At 57.9% G+C, this 16,557-nt stretch carries 14 protein-coding genes and 1 pseudogene; 7 read left to right on the top strand and 8 right to left on the bottom strand.

Translation table 11 applies throughout. The features are described 5' to 3' along the window. Positions 1–223 precede the first annotated feature (223 nt). Positions 224–802: pseudogene (locus I9H07_RS25180) on the bottom strand (MCP four helix bundle domain-containing protein); the annotation flags it as partial. A 119-nt stretch (positions 803–921) separates the two neighbouring features. After that, a complete protein-coding gene (locus tag I9H07_RS19610; protein WP_236425270.1) occupies positions 922–1,581 on the bottom strand; it encodes an HD domain-containing protein in 660 nt (219 codons plus the stop codon). Positions 1,582–1,733: 152 nt separating this feature from the next. On the opposite strand from I9H07_RS19610, the gene I9H07_RS19605 reads away from it, so the two are divergent. From I9H07_RS19605 to I9H07_RS19595, 3 genes are all read left to right on the top strand, one after another. Beyond that, positions 1,734–2,075 (top strand): zinc ribbon domain-containing protein YjdM, encoded by a 342-nt coding sequence (locus I9H07_RS19605; RefSeq protein WP_007253080.1) that lies wholly within the window; start codon positions 1,734–1,736, stop codon positions 2,073–2,075. A gap of 129 nt (positions 2,076–2,204) precedes the next feature. Then, entirely contained in the window at positions 2,205–2,636 is a 432-nt protein-coding gene (locus I9H07_RS19600) for a thiol-disulfide oxidoreductase DCC family protein (protein WP_024672674.1), read from the top strand. Between the two features lie 268 nt (positions 2,637–2,904). Next, on the top strand, positions 2,905–4,125 hold the full coding sequence (locus I9H07_RS19595; RefSeq protein WP_024672673.1) for a sugar transporter: 1,221 nt from the start codon (positions 2,905–2,907) through the stop codon (positions 4,123–4,125). Positions 4,126–4,190: 65 nt separating this feature from the next. On the opposite strand, the gene pcsA is transcribed toward I9H07_RS19595, so the two are convergent. From pcsA to I9H07_RS19565, 6 genes are all read right to left on the bottom strand, one after another. Next, on the bottom strand, positions 4,191–4,910 hold the full coding sequence (gene pcsA, locus I9H07_RS19590) for a phosphatidylcholine synthase (protein WP_024672672.1): 720 nt from the start codon (positions 4,908–4,910) through the stop codon (positions 4,191–4,193). A gap of 87 nt (positions 4,911–4,997) precedes the next feature. Beyond that, on the bottom strand, positions 4,998–7,010 hold the full coding sequence (locus tag I9H07_RS19585; protein ID WP_236425269.1) for an alkaline phosphatase D family protein: 2,013 nt from the start codon (positions 7,008–7,010) through the stop codon (positions 4,998–5,000). A gap of 289 nt (positions 7,011–7,299) precedes the next feature. Beyond that, positions 7,300–7,731 carry a GNAT family N-acetyltransferase gene (locus I9H07_RS19580; protein ID WP_058392835.1) on the bottom strand — a complete coding sequence of 144 codons (432 nt, stop codon included), beginning with the start codon at positions 7,729–7,731 and terminating at the stop codon, positions 7,300–7,302. A 118-nt stretch (positions 7,732–7,849) separates the two neighbouring features. Continuing rightward, positions 7,850–8,377: a hypothetical protein gene (locus I9H07_RS19575; RefSeq protein WP_236425268.1), complete on the bottom strand. Its 528-nt coding sequence runs from the start codon at positions 8,375–8,377 to the stop codon at positions 7,850–7,852. Further along, on the bottom strand, positions 8,370–8,591 hold the full coding sequence (locus tag I9H07_RS19570; protein WP_024672669.1) for a hypothetical protein: 222 nt from the start codon (positions 8,589–8,591) through the stop codon (positions 8,370–8,372). The genes I9H07_RS19575 and I9H07_RS19570 overlap by 8 nt, the downstream gene beginning before the upstream one ends. 177 nt (positions 8,592–8,768) lie before the next feature. Then, positions 8,769–9,989 carry a GGDEF domain-containing protein gene (locus tag I9H07_RS19565; RefSeq protein WP_236425267.1) on the bottom strand — a complete coding sequence of 407 codons (1,221 nt, stop codon included), beginning with the start codon at positions 9,987–9,989 and terminating at the stop codon, positions 8,769–8,771. A gap of 256 nt (positions 9,990–10,245) precedes the next feature. On the opposite strand from I9H07_RS19565, the gene I9H07_RS19560 reads away from it, so the two are divergent. The 4 genes from I9H07_RS19560 (at position 10,246) to bcsA (ending at position 16,544) form a co-directional block, all read left to right on the top strand. Beyond that, entirely contained in the window at positions 10,246–11,559 is a 1,314-nt protein-coding gene (locus I9H07_RS19560) for a methyl-accepting chemotaxis protein (RefSeq protein ID WP_024672665.1), read from the top strand. A gap of 166 nt (positions 11,560–11,725) precedes the next feature. Continuing rightward, on the top strand, positions 11,726–12,916 hold the full coding sequence (gene mltA / locus I9H07_RS19555; RefSeq protein WP_024672664.1) for a murein transglycosylase A: 1,191 nt from the start codon (positions 11,726–11,728) through the stop codon (positions 12,914–12,916). A gap of 287 nt (positions 12,917–13,203) precedes the next feature. Further along, the gene (bcsQ, locus tag I9H07_RS19550) at positions 13,204–14,328 is read left to right on the top strand and encodes a cellulose biosynthesis protein BcsQ (RefSeq protein WP_024672663.1); all 1,125 of its coding nucleotides are present in this window, start codon (positions 13,204–13,206) and stop codon (positions 14,326–14,328) included. After that, entirely contained in the window at positions 14,325–16,544 is a 2,220-nt protein-coding gene (gene bcsA / locus I9H07_RS19545; RefSeq protein WP_236425266.1) for a UDP-forming cellulose synthase catalytic subunit, read from the top strand. The genes bcsQ and bcsA overlap by 4 nt, the downstream gene beginning before the upstream one ends. Positions 16,545–16,557: the final 13 nt, after the last annotated feature.

The following is a 16,557-nucleotide window of genomic DNA, read 5'->3' as shown; positions in this document are numbered from 1 at the left end:
GCATACGGCCCAGCGTGATCAGCAGTTGTGCAGTCTCATCCTTGCCTTGCGGAATCTGATGCTCGCTCAGGTCGCCATCGGCGATGGTGCTGGCGATGTGCAGGGCCTGACGAACCGGATGGATGATGCTGACGCTCAGACGCCAGGCCAGCAACAGGGTCAGCGCGAGGGCCACTGCAATCGCACTCAGCGCGATGATTCGGGCTTGTTCGTAGCTGGCGCCCGCAGCTTCGACGGCGCTGGCGGCACTTTGTTTGTTCAGTTCGCGCAGCAGCTGCACCTGCATGTCCATCAGGTCGCCTTGCAGCGCAAGCATGGTGTTGGCCAGCATTCTGGCTTCATCCAGTTTGTTCTGCTCGATCAGTGCGATCTGATCCTGCAATCCGGGCATGAACGCTTTGTAGGCATCCTGCAGCGCGACGATGGAGTCGTGCTCAGTGCCGGATTGAACACGTGCCAGGTACTCCGCGAAACCTTTCTCGACCTCGTTCTTGAGTTGTTCGACGTTGATCTTACTGTTGATGACCGCGCCTGGATCATCGGCATTGGCGATCAGACGAGTGGTTTCGCTACGCAGTTTGACCAAGCCGATGGCGATGGCATCAGCCATGGCGATACTGGGCAGCGCACCGCTCTCGACGGCTTCGCCTTGCTCGCGGATGTCTTGCATTTGCAGCAGACAGAACGCGCCCAATGCGACCATCAGCATTGAGCTGATGCCGAAGCAGATCACCAGCCGCGGGGTGATCCTGAAGCGGCGCAGTAGCGTCGTTGTGGTTCGCCGACGTAAAAAACCAGGCATAAATCTTTTCACGGCACACGACCCCTATGAACACGCTGACCTTCTCGGAGAGCCGTTTATAGGGCAGTTGTGTGATGTCTTTATGACATCTTGCGTTTAATCCGCAAGCAGGCAACGGCTCAGGCTTGAGGCGCGCCGATTTCCTCCATCAATTCATCCAGAAAGCGCTTCAAGCGAGTGTGTCTGACCTTTGCCATCCGCTCACCTGCGTGAGTTTTGAAGCCGTCAGCGAGGTGCAGCAGCTTGGTATGAAAGTGATCAACGGCAAAGTTCTTGTCGTCATACGAGCGCTGGCTGGCGTGAGGATCTATCGGGTCGTAGAGCAATCGGCCCATCCGGCCTGATACATAGAAGGTTCGCGCGACGCCGAGCATGCCCAGAGAGTCAAGCCGGTCAGCGTCCTGCAGAATCTTCGCCTCAAGCGTCAAGGGGGTTATCGCTGCCGAGAAGCTGTGCGCCTCGATAGCGTGGGCCACCGCCGCGATGCTTTCCCCATCCCAGCCCATTCCGGCCAGCAATTCGCTGGCCCGCGCCGCTGCCAGTCGCGAGGCGCCAGATCGAAACGGTGAATCCTTCTCGACCGAAACACAGTCATGCAGCAGTGTCGCGGCGATCAACACACGGGCATCGCCGCCTTCATGGTCACGGATGGCACAGACGTTCTTCCAGACGCGCAGCAAGTGCGAGACGTCGTGCGAACCGTCGACCTTTTCGGCGTGGGTGTGTGGGATCAGCCGGGTGGCCAGATCTTCGAATGGGGCAAAGTGTGCGGCGATCATCAGGTTTTCCGAGCCTTGGTTGTGGCGCTAGCATTGCAGAACGCTTCGTGAAAAGCACTGCCGGCAGAGCGCTGTCACTGGGCGATTAACCTGAAACGGGAAAAGCCCTTTATAATTCATGGTTTTTACCTCCCTTCGATGCGAGAACCACTGTGAGCTTACCGTCCTGCCCGAAATGCAATTCCGAATTCACCTACGAAGATGGCAGCCTGCTGATCTGTCCGGAATGCGCCCATGAGTGGTCCGCTGACGCGGGTAGCGCTGATGCGTCCGACGACGTGAAGGTGATCAAGGACTCCACCGGCAATGTGCTGCAGGACGGCGATACCATCACCGTTATCAAAGACCTGAAAGTCAAAGGTTCTTCGCTGGTGGTCAAGGTGGGCACCAAGGTCAAGAACATCCGTCTGGTCGACGGCGATCACGACATCGACTGCAAGATCGATGGCATCGGCGCCATGAAGCTGAAGTCCGAGTTCGTCCGGAAAGTTTGATCCGGTCGCGCAATCGCTTTAACGTGAACGCCTCGCCGGTCAATCGACAGACGAGGTGTTCAGGTTTCCAGACGCGCCATGCCTGTGTGCTGCTGCAACAGGCGGTAGCTCTCCCAAGGCAGATAAATCATGTCGACAACCCCCGCACCTTATTTGCAGCCTGATGAATGCGTCGTGCTGTTCGATGGCGTGTGCAAGTTGTGCAATGGCGTGGTCCGGTTTCTGATTCGTCACGACCCACACCAGCGCCTGCGACTGGCAGCCGTGCAGTCGAAAGAAGGCCAGGCACTGCTGAAATGGGCCGGGCTGCCGCTGGACGAATTTCATACCATCGCGGTCATCGTCAACAACCGTGTGTTCGTCCGCTCGGACGCTTTCCTGCACATCATGGGGCTATTGCCTGCGCCGTGGCCGCTGCTCAAAGTGCTGCGGGTCTTTCCGCGATTTCTGCGTGACTGGGCCTACAACCGCATTGCACTCAACCGTTACCGCCTGTTCGGGCGCTATGATCACTGCCTGTTGCCGTCGCCTGAGCACCGGCAGCGTTTCCTTGGCGACTGACGACCGGCGGTCACTTGTAAAGTCCCAGAGCGATGGACGGGTTGTGATCCACCTTGGCGGTCCGTAGAATTCGTGTCATCTGGCTGTATCCCCCATATTCACAATAATCCACTTTGCACACTGCGCCCGGTTCTAAAGGTCGAGCGGAGCGTTTTTGCGTTGGTTTTTCAGTGGGGCGAGCCATGTTTTTCTGTACAGGTGCCAGGCGTGAGTTTCATGCGTGGCGGTTGGCCTCCGGGCTGGAACATTTTTAGAGAGCTGTAAATTCTTGATAACGATCCCTCCGAACGCCACCGAAAATGAAAGCGCAGGCAGCTGGCTTGGCGTATTCGCGCTGGCCCTGGCAGCCTTCATTTTCAATACCACCGAGTTCGTGCCGATTGGCTTGCTGAGTAACATCGGCCAGAGCTTTGACATGACACCGGCACAGGTCGGGCTGATGCTCACCATCTATGCCTGGGTCGTGTCACTGATGTCGCTGCCGATGATGCTGGCGACGCGCAATATCGAGCGCCGCAAGCTACTGATGTTTGTGTTCGGCCTGTTTGTGGTCAGTCACGTGATCTCTGCGATGGCTTCCAGCTTCGCGATCCTTCTGGTAAGCCGTGTCGGTATTGCGTTTGCGCATGCGGTGTTCTGGTCGGTCACGGCATCGCTGGCCGTGCGCATCGCGCCGCCGGGCAAGCAGGTTCAGGCGCTTGGCTTGCTGGCGACCGGTACCTCACTGGCGATGGTGCTGGGCATTCCGTTGGGGCGCGTGCTGGGTGAAGCGCTGGGCTGGCGCATCACATTCCTGGGCATCGCCGGGGTCGCTGCGCTGGTGGTGTTCCTGCTGGCGCGTGCGTTGCCGTTGCTGCCGAGTCAGAACTCCGGCTCGCTGCGCAGCCTGCCGATTCTGTTCAAGCGTCCACGTCTGATGGCGATCTACCTGTTGACCGCCATCGTGGTCACCGCCCATTTCACCGCCTACAGCTACATCGAGCCGTTCACGCAGACCGTGTCCCGACTCAGTGGCGAAATGACCACGATCCTGCTGCTGGTCTTCGGCGGTGCCGGGATCATGGGCTCGATCATCTTCAGCCTGTTCAGCGATCGCTTCCCGAACGGGCTGCTGATCACCGCCATCGGCACGCTGACGTTGTGCCTGCTGATGCTGTTGCCACTCTCCGGTGATGCAACGATGCTCGGCACGCTGACCGTGGTGTGGGGCATGGCGATCATGTGTTTCGGGCTGTTGTTGCAGGCGCGAGTGCTGGCGCTGGCACCGGATGCGACCGACGTGGCGATGGCACTGTTCTCGGGCATCTTTAACATCGGTATCGGCGGCGGGGCGTTGCTCGGCAGCGTGGTAAGCAGCCAGCTGGGGGTTGCTAGTGTCGGTATTGTCGGCGGCCTGCTGGCCCTTGGCGGGTTAGGCCTGTGCTGCTACACAACGCATCACTTCGGCAAGGTCCGGCCTGCTGCCGAAGCGCAGTCTGAAGGCAACTAGCTCCACATAAAAAAGCTCGCTGACCGCGCAAGGCGATCAGCGAGCTGTTTATGCTGACTTCAGCGTCAGGCCTTGAGCCTGCCCAGCCATTCCAGCGACGTTCTCCAGATACAGATCCCGAGGAAGTACGCCGACATGGTCATCCACAGGCCCATGACCACCGGGCCATTGTGCGGATGGTTGATGATCAGCAATGCGCTGGACAACAGCCATACAGTGGTGACCGCAATGTTGATCGGCATGAAGCGGCGAACGCGGAACGGGTGCAGGAACTTCATGCGGGTCAGGGTCAGGAGTGCCAGGGCAATGATCGTGACAAACGTCAGCCAGGGCGTTGGCGACAGGATATAGAGACACAGTGCAACCACGTTCCATGCAGCCGGGAAGCCCTGGAAGTAGTTGTCCTTGCTCTTCATGTCGACATTGCAGAAACAGAACAGCGACGAGACCAGAATCACCGAAACGCTCAGCAGCAGCGTGTAGTCCGGGACCGGAATGTACCGGTAAATGAACAGTGCCGGGATGAACACGTAGGTCAGGTAATCAATCACCAGGTCCAGCACTGAACCGTCGAAGTGCGGGAGTACCGAGGTGGTGTTGACCTTGCGCGCCAGCGAGCCGTCCACGCCATCTACAATCAGCGCGGCGCCGAGCCACAGCAGGCAGGCTTTCGGTTCATTGTTGAACAGGGCAATGGTAGCCAGAAACGCAAGGACTACGCCGGTGGCGGTGAAGCCATGCGCGCCCCAGGCGTTGAGTCTGGCTATGCGTTGATTGGTTATCACGGGGGCGCTCTCCAGGAAATAATGCTTGCCAGGGTGTGCCGCAAACCTGACTGGTAGCAACTATCGACCCGGCAATTGCCGATAAGTTTAGCGGTGACTATCCCTTGTTTTCCGGTCGTTTTCCAGAAAACTGCGATCTATTCCAGACCGTTCGTCACGGTAATCTTCCGGTTCGACGAAGCAGGTAGGTGATTCACCGTTGGCATTGAGTTGGTTGATCAGGGTCGGCTGGCCTTGTTCATTGAAGAAAACCTGACCGACACCTGCCGAATTCCATAAGCGTTCACCGGCCTTGCTATGCTCGGGCGTGCGCGGGATGACTTTCATCAGGCGTCGCTTGGTGAACCAGTTCAGCGGTGAGCGGGGGGAGTATAACCAGCGATTCAACCGATCAAAAGTATCCAGTAAGCGTCGGGGGAATTCATTTTTGATACCGCTGCTGGTGATCTGCCAGATATGAGGCCCGCCACTGCGTTGGCGAATCAGGATTTCATAGACAAACGAGTAGTGCACATCGCCTGACAGAATCACGTAATTACCCGGGGTTCTGGAGTGGCGAAAGATGTTCAGAATGACATTCGCCGCGCCCCGGTGCGCCATCCAGTTCTCCGCATCCACCAGCAGCGGATAGCCGCACCAGGCGAAAATTCGCTGTATTGCTTCGATCAGCTTGACCCCGAACACCGGCGCGGGCGACACGATAATCGCTGATGTATGATCGATCAGCTCCTGCTGCAGTTCACTGAGTGCTTCCCAGTCCAGCAGACCGGACGGGTGGTTGAAGTTCGATTCACTGCGCCAGCGTCGCGTACGCGTATCCAGCACCACCAGAGCCGGGCTGGTTGGCAGAACGTAGTGCCACTGCTGAAACTTCAGCAACTGATCGATCAGCGCGTCCTGAGACGGGCTGTCCAGCTGATTGTCGTTGCCGACTGCCTGCACAGTCAGCGCATGGACCTGCCGGATCAGGTCGTTGAGCGGGTCGGGATTGTTCCCCCAGCCCTGACACAACAGATAGGCCAGCAAGGCGTTGCCGATGATGCGTTTTGAAAACGGATGGTTGTAGGCGGTGTGCTCCCAGTTTGCTGACAGATTCCAGTCATCGGTGATGTCGTGGTCATCGAAGATCATCATGCAAGGCACATGCGCCATCGCACGGGCAACGCCTCCAAGCCCGGCGACAAAGTCGTCGATCAGCTGCTGCTCTCTGGCGTAACGCTCAAGCTCTTCTGTGTCGAGCTGTGGCATGTCCGGTTCGATCAGCGTCCAGGGCGTCGGTGACCAGACCAGCAAGTACATGGCCAACACTTCTGCCAGCGTCACCAGATGGTTGTCCGCCGTGCTGCTGGTAAACACCGGCTTGCTCGCACCACCAAAGAATCGCTCGCGCAATGTGTCGTTGCTTTTCAGCGCAGGCAACAGGTCGGCGCGCTGGTAATAGCTCGCCGGGTGCTTGTAGAGGCTGGCGCTGTCCTCGACCACGGCGCCATCGAGAAGCTCATCGAACAGTTCCAGGCGCCCGATCAGCGCATGAACGGCGCGTAACATCGGCCCGGCGACATCATCGGCGTAGATCTGGTCGCCGCTCATCATCAACAGGGCAGGACGTTGCTGCGGTTCCCTGGTGTCGGCCAGTAATCGGTCCACGCAGAGCAGGCCGTCCGCTGCGCAATGGTGTGGCTTGCGGCAAGAGCCATGCAGCAAGTGGTCGATGCTGCCGCGCACCACAAAGTTCGGGTAACGGGCGCCCGGGTACAGCAGGTGCGGCGCCCATTCGGCGATGCCACCTGGCTCACCGTCCACCAGCAGGTCGTAATCGATCCACTCATCGGTGGGCAGTTCGGCGTCGAGGTGCAGGTCAATCAGATGAATAAACGCATGACGACCTGCTGCGATCACCTGGACTTGCTGCCCGTCAAGCCGATAGTCGTCGAACGCTTCGGCCGCTGCATTGCCGTTCGCGCGCAAACGCAGGGTCAGCTCAAGCGGACGTGAGCCTGCCAGCCACAGCACCAGACGATTGGCTTCCTGACGACGTAACAACGGGCCCGCGAGGATGGCAGGTAAAGGTGCAGCGTGCTCGGCGGACGAGGAGGGCATCCTGATTCAAGGCTCTGATTGACCATAAGCGGGAAATAGTAACGCAGCAGGCGCGGAAAGTTCTTGTTACACGGCTTGGGAATATTCTCACCGTGTTTCTGAACGTTACAGAGCAGATGAATCGTTTCGCCTATTGCAGGTTTTCAACTGTCGCGTCTCGGTCAGATGAACACTTTGTTATCTCGGTACCTTCAGTTATCTCAGTACCTCCAAGTCAGGAACTGCCTCGCCTGGCAATCTCCTGCAATACTCCGGCGGGCAGGTTCAAGGTCTGACGCTAGCGTCAGGGCTACTTGCTCGACAAGCGCTTCTGGAAAAAGAAGCGCTTGTGGCCCGGCGGATAGTCGTCGATCTGGCCGAACTCGGCGTAACCGTGACGCCGATAGAAGTCCGGCGCCTGGAAGTCGAAAGTGTCCAGCCAGATGCCGACACATCCTTTTTCTATCGCCAGGTCTTCAGCCATCTGCATCAAGCGCGAGCCCATGCCTCGGCCCCGGGCCTGCTCCGGCACGACCAGCAGCTCGATGAACAGCCACTCGAACAGAATGCGAGCGTGCAGCCCACCGAGAATCTCCCGCGTCTCGTCATCACGAATGAACATCGCCACCTTTTCGGATTTTCCGTCCCCCGCCTGTTCGGCATTGAAACGCTTCAACGGCTCCAGAATCGCCAGACGATCCTCTTCCGTGGGGTTGGTGTTGACGTCAATGTTAATGCTCATGCGATGGCTCCCAGCCAGATTAATGCGCGCCGAGATTAAAGCGGGATGTGATTGGGGTAAAGGGAGAAAGTACGCACTGCAACGGAAAAATCCGCATGTGCACACCTATCGTCAAAAATCAGCTTATGTATTTGGCTGCTGTGAAGGCGAGACCCGCAAGCACCACAGAAATCTGAATAAAACGCCAGGAGGCATCGGAAATGGATTTCTGAACATCCGTTGATATTGATCCACGCAGGACCTCGAGATCTGTCTTGGTCGCCATGCGCTCCTCGATGGTGTCGAAACGCTTGTCAACGGCATCGAAACGCTTGTCTACGGCTTCAAACCGCTTATCGACGGCATCGAAACGCTTGTCTACGCCCTCAAACCGCTTATCTACAGCATCAAAACGCTTGTCTACGGCTTCAAACCGCTTATCCACGGCGTCGAAACGCTTGTCTACATCCTCAAATTTATGGTGTACGCCATCGAGCTTTGTTTCGATACGCGCAAGGCGCTCTCTTATTTCAGGAATCGTCTTTTCAAGATTCGCTACACGAGCTTCCATTTGCCCATCTCCGGGTGGTCCTTCGGAGCCACCATCCTTCTTCAACTGTTCGTAGTGCGTCTGGAATATCCCGAAATCAATGCTGTTTCTAGGCATTTTCGCCCTCAATATCACTGATTTTCTGCAGGATGTCGATCTGGCTCTGGATGCTGTCAAATGCGCACTGAGCGGCGATCCTGGCTTTAGCGGGCAGGTTGTCTGAGCTGAGCAATGCATGACTGAGGTTCATGACTGTCGACAGATTTACGACTGCAAGCTCATAAAGCCCAGAGACTGCAAGCTTGAGTCTTGCCTCTTCTTCATTATCCATCCCGGCTCCGTACTGGCTCAAAAATTGTTTGATGGCCTCCAGTTCCTATGGCGTGCACAACGCATCGTTTGGCCTGACAAAATGGAGCGCACAGAGACAATACCAGCTGGTCTCGGCATGATAGTTCGGACTGTTCTGACACCGCTGTAGGCAAATACCTTTTATCTTGGCGGCTCGCTATACCTGACACTCAAACGCGTCATTGCGCGAGAAACAGGCGCAGTTGCGTCCGGCGTGCTTGGCCGCGTACAGAGCGTTATCTGCAGCGCTTATCAGGCTCTCGGGCGAAGTATCAGGTGCTATTGCGCAGGCTACGCCAAGGCTGATGGTGACGAGTGCGCCTTCGCCCAGTACCGGGTGCGGGAGTTTGAGGGCTGCGACCGAGGCTTGCAGCGTCTCGGTCAATTTCCTTGCCTGGCGGGCATCGGCATTCATCAATATCAGCACTTCTTCGCCGCCGAAGCGAAACGCTACGGCGTCGTTTTCCCGGGTTTTCTGGCGAATGACTTCGCACAGTAGCTTCAGGCAAGTATCACCTTGAGGATGGCCATAACTGTCGTTGTAGGATTTGAAATGGTCGATATCCAGCAGGATCATCGCCACGTTGGTCGGCGTGTCCCGCGCGCGTTCCCAGAATGAAGTGATGACCTCGTCCTGATAACGCCTGTTGAACAATTGAGTCAGCGCGTCGATACGCGCCATTTCTACCAATTGCGCTTGCAGCAGACGACCGCGCAACGCGAACAGGTAACTCAGGCGGCTGCCGCGTTCCAGAAAGTAGGAGGCCATCAACAGCAGGGCTGCGGTTGAGACAAACAGCACCGCATTGGCCTGCCAGGTCAGAAAGTCTGCAAAGCCGGCTGTATAGGTCGTTACCAGTTGAATGGTCAGCATGCACAGTATGGCGACTGTCGCGTAACGGACCGGGAGCTGCTGGATCATGGTGCAGTAGACCATGAGCAGCAGCATCCCCAACTGGTAATGAAGCTGATACGGGCTGTTGCTGTTGATCATCACGATCAGCGGCATCAGCGATGCTATGACCGTGCCGATCGCGGCTGTCGTTTCCAGAACCCTGCGAGATTTAATGCGTGGTGCGAGCAAGAGCATCACGATGAACATCGGTGTGATCAGGCATAGCCGGCTCAGTGCTGCGTAGAAAAATACATCCCGTAACATCAGCCAGTCGCTGATCAGGTACAGGTTGTAAACCAGCGCTCCGGCTACCCCGACAGCGGTAATGAACTGCACACGCTGCTGGTGGGTGTCCGCTTCATAACGTCGTTCCAGATCCTGGCCGAAACGCAGCCCGCCCACACCTGAAGCAATCATCTGCTCTACCTCGGCGAGGGTCTTCGAATCTTCAAGTCTGGGACGATCAAGGGCAGAAGCGAGCATGTTGCACCGGGGCATTCACATCGAGTCCATTAGGACATTGAGGATGATGTCTTAGTGCTATCAATCTGCAAAGGGGTAACTTGCCATATCGACAAGCGGTATCCGTACAGGCTCGCAGGTCACCTGGCGCTACTGGCTTGCCGTCTGCCGGACTCGGGCAGGTTTTTTAAATTTCATCCGTCATATTCCGACGAAATACCTGCGCTACGTCTACGCTTATGCCGATATATACGTACAACCCACCATCGGTGCAGCCATGTTCAATACTCGCTTGAAAAAGGAATTACAGGCACAACAGGCCGAGTTATTTATGTACCGGCAGATGCAAAAAGGCATCGACGCGCGAATGCTGTCGTTGACGCTGGATGCCAGCAACCGTATTTCCCACGCCAATGAAAACTTCCTTCATGCGCTGGGTTATACGCTCGAACAGGTCCTGGGCCGTGACCTTGACCAGTTGGTTCCGAGCTACGTCAGACAGCTCGATTGTTACCGAGACCTCAAGTCTGCGGTGCAGAATGGCGAGTCGGTCATCGATAGATACCGTTTTCTGCACGCCAACGGCAGTCTGGTCTGGATTCGCGCCATGTGGCAGCCGGTTCTGGATGAGCAGGGCAAGCTTGCGCATCTGCAATGCTACGGATCGGATATCACCCAGACCGTCGAAACCGCTGCCGAGAATTCCGCCTTCATTCAGGCATTGTTGCGCTCGAGTGCGGTGATCGAGTTCGATCTGAGCGGGCATGTACTGACGGCCAACGAGCAATTTCTGCGCGGCATGGGTTACAACCTGACGCAGATCAAAGGCAAGCATCACAGCCTGTTCTGCGATCCGCAGGAAACATCACAAACGCCGTACCGTGATTTTTGGGCCACGCTCAACCGTGGCGAGTTTGTCGCCGGCCGGTTCAAGCGTATCGACAGCAATGGTCGCGAGGTGTGGCTGGAGGCGACCTACAACCCGGTACATGACGCCCAGGGCAATCTCTACAAGGTCGTCAAGTTTGCCACGCTGGTCACCGATCAGGTGGCCCGCGAAGATGAAGTCAGCCAGGCAGCCAGCGTGGCTTTCGAAATATCCCAACAGACCGACATCAGCGCTCAGCGCGGGGCCGATGTTGTGCAGAATACTGTCGATACCATGCGCAAGATCTCCGAAGAGATGCAGTCGGCAGCGTCCGGGATCGAAGCGTTGGGCAAACAGTCCTTACTGATCAACTCCATCGTGCAAACCATTGGCGGTATCGCTCAGCAGACCAACCTGCTCGCGCTCAACGCGGCCATCGAGGCCGCCCGGGCCGGCGAGCAGGGCAGAGGCTTTGCAGTGGTGGCTGATGAGGTTCGTCAGCTGGCCGGTCGTACCAGCGCCGCGACCGAAGAAATCGTCAGCGTCGTGCAGCAGAATCAGGCGCTGGCCGATGAGGCCGTGCGCGGCATGGCCAACAGTCGCGCGCAGGCAGAGCAAGGTCTGGTGCTGGCCAACGAGGCGGGCGCGGTGATTGTTGAAATTCAGGAAGGTGCCAAGCAGGTGGTCGGTGCGGTCGGACGGTTTGCCAACCAGCTCAGGTAGCTTCTGACGCTGATGGCTCTGGTTCAGGCTCTGGTGTGCGTGGCATGGATGCCCGCGCGCCTTGCACGTCGAATGGCGCATCCCCTCTAGGTCTCCGCGCCCGCTTCAGCCACAATGACGCCTTTTACCCACCCGCGTGCTGCGGGCTGTAAAAGGATGGTTGCTGATGATGCTCTCTTTCAAACCATGGTCGCGGAGCCTGGCGCTGGCTTTGCCATTGGCCGCCTTGCTGACTGCGTGTGACACGTCCGATAAACCGGCTGCCCCGCCGTCAGCGCCGCATACCACTTACACCCAGGCCACCTGGGAAGCACTGCCAGCGGTCTCTGATGTGGATCTGCAAGCAGGGTTTGCCTCATGGCGCAGCGCCTGCGTCCGCCTCAAGGCTGATGCAGTGTGGGGGCCGACCTGTGCTGCGGCGGCGAGTCTCGCGGCCGCGCCTGATGCGGCGCAGATCCGTACGTTTCTGCAGAGCCAACTGCAGGTCTACAGCCTGCGTGCTGATGGCGGCAGTGCCGATGGCCTGATCACGGGCTATTACGAGCCGGTCTACCCGGGCAGCCTGACTCAGACGGCAACGGCCAACGTGCCGGTGTACGGTATTCCGGATGACCTGATCGTCGTCAACCTGGACAGTATTTACCCCGAGCTCAAGGGCAAGCGCCTGCGTGGACGGCTTGAAGGGCGGGTGCTCAAGCCCTACGACGATGCTGCGACGATCAACGCGCAAGGGTTGAACGCGCCGGTCATTGCCTGGCTGACCGACCCGATGGATGTGCAGTTCCTGCAGATTCAGGGCTCCGGAAGAGTCAGTCTGGAAGACGGCTCGCAATTGCGCCTGGGCTACGCCGATCAGAACGGTCGTCCGTATCGCGCCATTGGCCGCTGGCTGGTGGAGCAGGGCGAGTTGAAGAAGGAAGACGTGACCATGGGCAGCATTGCCGCTTGGGCCAAGGCGCATCCGGAGCGAGTCAGCGAGCTGCTGGCCAGCAACCCGAGCTACGTGTTTTTTGCCCGCAACCCTGACAGCAATGAAGGCCCGCGCGGCTCGCTCAACGTGCCGCTCACACCAGGTTACAGCGTTGCCATCGACCGCAAGGTGATTCCGCTGGGCAGCCTGCTCTGGCTGTCCACCACGCGGCCGGACGGCAGCAGCGTGGTGCGTCCGGTTGCGGCTCAGGACACCGGTGGTGCGATTGCCGGTGAAGTACGCGCCGATCTGTTCTGGGGCACCGGCGACGAAGCCGGCAGGCTGGCCGGAGATATGAAGCAGAAGGGCAATATCTGGCTGTTGTGGCCCAAGGGCATGGCATTACCTCAAACCACGGAGGCCGCGCCGAACCAAACCAGTCATTGACCGAATCCGGTCAATTTCCTCGCAGATAGGCGGCAATACCGTCTGGATAGATGCATAGCCAACTATCTGCAGGATGTCGCTTTAGCCCCCTTTCTCACTCAAAACGACTGAACTCACCGTTTTCGATCGCCAATTAAATGGCATCTTTTCGAGTAAAATACCGCTCATCGAGAAAGTTCAATCAACATATATCAATTTATTGACAGTATCAAAGTGATACTACACATTAGTGTTAATGCTTTTTCACACGGACCGTGCCTTGCGGCCCCTATCTGAGGTCGTAGAGGATGAACCGAACTGACGATGTGGCTAATTTGTTTCGACAATTTGGCGCAAGCTCTGAAGGTTATCTGGAAATGGACAACAGCCTGGATTACCAGGAATCGTTGGCTTCCGGTAAGGCCCCTGTCGCGCTGCACAGCGTGACTCTTCAACCGAATCTTGAATCGCCTCGTACTGAGCTGCCTGCTCAGTCTGATCCGGCCTTGAGTCTGGTGGCCAAACGTACGGCATCGGGTCCACTGGCGAGTCTGCTCGCCGAGGCCGCCACGGCGCGACAGATTCAAGCGCTGGCACGCAATAACGAAGCGCTGGTTCAATCGATGGGCAAGGATCAGCCATCAAGGACTCCGGCGCATGTCATCGCGGTGATATCCGCCAAGGGCGGGGTCGGTAAAAGTACCCTGAGTGCGGCACTGGCCAGCCTGGTCAGAATCCCCGGCGGACAGACACTGGCGATCGACCTCGACCCGCAGGACGCCTTGCAGCATCACCTCAACGCCAGCCCGGATATAGCAGGCTCTGGTGAGGCCAGTCTCTGCGCTGAAAACTGGCGCGCGCTGTTGCTGAGCGGGTCTGCCGACACGCAGGTGCTGCCCTATGGCTCGTTGCAGCCGGATGAGCGCCACGCTCTTCAGCGCTTTCAGGAAAACGACACGAACTGGCTGGTTCGCCAGATCGCCCGCATGCAGTTGAATGCGCGTGATGTGGTGATTCTTGACGTGCCGTGCGGCGATCTGCAAATGCTCCAACAGGCATTGAATGCCGCCGACCAGGTGCTGGCAGTGCTGACCGCCGATGCGGCGTGTTACCTGACGCTGGATCAACTGCAGGGCTGGCTCGCACCGGTGCTGGCTCGCCCGCAACCGCCAGTTTGTCACTACGTCATCAATCAGTTCGATGCCTCACGCACGTTCAGTTGCGACATGCATGACGTGCTGAAGCGGCGCCTGGGCAAACGCCTGCTGGGCGTCATACGCAAGGACGATGCGCTTTCAGAAGCGCTGGCTTACGGCCATAACCCGGTTCAGGTGCCAAGCGCCTCACCGGGTACTCAGGATCTGCGCGTGATGAGTCATGTACTGATTGCCCGACTGCTGGCTCAGGAAGTAGAAGAGACTCAATTGTCATGACCAACCTGTCGCTCGACGCGTCCGCACCCCGGACGCGCACACCGTCGTGGCTGAATGCTTTGCTGGGCTGGTTCGGCAGCCTGTCGAAGACCTTGCGCCGGGTTCTGAAAATCACCTCGATTGTGGTCGGTTTACTGCTGATGCTGCTGGTCGTCACCGCGCCACTGGACCTTACCGCGCAGTGCTTTTTTGCCTTGGCATGCTTTGCCGCAATGCTGTTGATTCGCAAGATACCTGGACGTTTGTCGGTGCTGGCACTGGTGACGCTGTCGCTGCTGGCCTCGTTTCGTTACATGTACTGGCGCCTGACGTCGACTCTGGATTTCGAGAACTGGCTGGACAGCCTGCTGGGTTACGGGCTGATCGTTGCCGAGTTCTATACGCTGATCGTGATCGTACTGGGTTATGTACAGACAGCCTGGCCGCTGCACCGCAAGCCGGTCATCATGCCGAGCGATTCCAGCCAGTGGCCGACCGTGGATGTGTTCATCCCGTCGTACAACGAAGCGCTGAGTATCGTGAAGCTGACCATTTTTGCTGCACAGTCCATCGACTGGCCGAGGGACAAACTTCGGGTCTATGTGCTTGATGATGGCCGTCGCGAAGACTTCCGTGAGTTCTGCGAGCAGATCGGGGTGGGCTACCTGACGCGCGACAATAATCATCATGCCAAGGCCGGCAACCTCAACGAAGCGCTCAAGAGCACCGACGGCGAATACATCGCCATGTTCGATGCCGATCACGTTCCGACCCGTTCTTTTCTGCAAGTTGCCATGGGCTGGTTTCTCAAGGATGCGAAGCTGGCGATGTTACAGACGCCGCACTTTTTCTTTTCGCCGGACGCGTTTGAAAAGAACCTCGACACGTTCCGCACTGTGCCCAACGAAGGTGAACTGTTTTACGGCTTGCTGCAGGATGGCAATGACCTGTGGAACGCGACGTTCTTCTGTGGTTCCTGTGCGGTGCTGCGTCGCTCCTCGTTGCTGGAAATCGGCGGCGTTGCCACCGAAACCGTGACCGAAGACGCGCACACCGCGCTCAAGCTCAACCGTGCGGGTTACAACACGGCCTATCTGGCGATCCCGCAGGCGGCAGGTCTGGCCACCGAAAGTCTGTCGCGCCATGTGGCTCAGCGCATTCGCTGGGCGCGGGGCATGGCGCAGATCTTTCGCACCGACAACCCGCTGCTCGGCAAGGGCCTGTCGCTCGGCCAGCGGCTGTGCTACGCCAACGCCATGCTGCACTTTTTCTATGGCCTGCCGCGTCTGGTGTTCCTCACCGCGCCGCTGGCTTACCTGCTGTTTGGTGCCGAAGTCATGCACGCATCGGCGCTGATGATTACCGCCTATGTGCTGCCACACCTGGCGCACGCCAGCCTGACCAACTCGAAGATACAGGGCCGCTTCCGGCATTCGTTCTGGAACGAGGTCTACGAGGCGGTGCTGGCCTGGTACATCATGGGCCCGGTGCTGATGGCGATGATCAACCCGAAATTCGGCGGTTTCAACGTCACCGACAAGGGCGGTGTGGTCGAAGAAACGTTTTTCGACTGGGCGCTGGCACGGCCTTATATCGTGTTGCTGACGCTGAACGCGGTGGTTTTTGTACTCGGCATCTACAGCCTGTACCAGTTGGGCTGGAACAATGATGCGATCACCCTGACCATCGTGATCAACATGGCCTGGACGCTCTACAACATCATCATCACCAGCGCCGCCATTGCTGTCGCCAGCGAGATTCGCCAGGTGCGCACTGAACCGCGGGTGCAGGCAAAACTGCCGATTCGGGTCACCCGTGCCGATGGTGTGATGTTCAACGCCGTGACCCAGGATTTTTCGCAGACCGGTCTTGGCCTGCTATTGCCTGCTGGCTCGGGCATCGACGCTGGCGACAGCATCACCGTGTCGCTGTATCGCGGCGCTCAGGTCAATGAGTTCCCGGCCACGGTGATGTTCTGCCGCGATGGCTACCTGGGCACTCATTTCGGTGATTTGTCGCTGCGACAGCAAAGCGAACTGGTACGTCTGACATTCGGTCGTGCCGACACCTGGGCGTCGACCTGGGGGCATGGCAAACCGGATTCACCCCTGGCTGCGCTGCGCGAAGTCAGCCATATCGGTGTCCGCGGCGTCATCGAGTTGCTCAAGGCAACCCGCAAGGATTTCAGCCGTTTATTGCCAACACGCAAAAGACCTTCCCCACCTCCCGCAAACTGATGGATTGAATAGT

It is taken from the genome of Pseudomonas syringae, assembly GCF_023278085.1.
Classification (GTDB): Bacteria; Pseudomonadota; Gammaproteobacteria; order Pseudomonadales; family Pseudomonadaceae; genus Aquipseudomonas; species Aquipseudomonas syringae_Q.
Note: the sequence above shows the minus strand (reverse complement) of the source record. Positions and strands in the feature narration are given on the sequence as shown.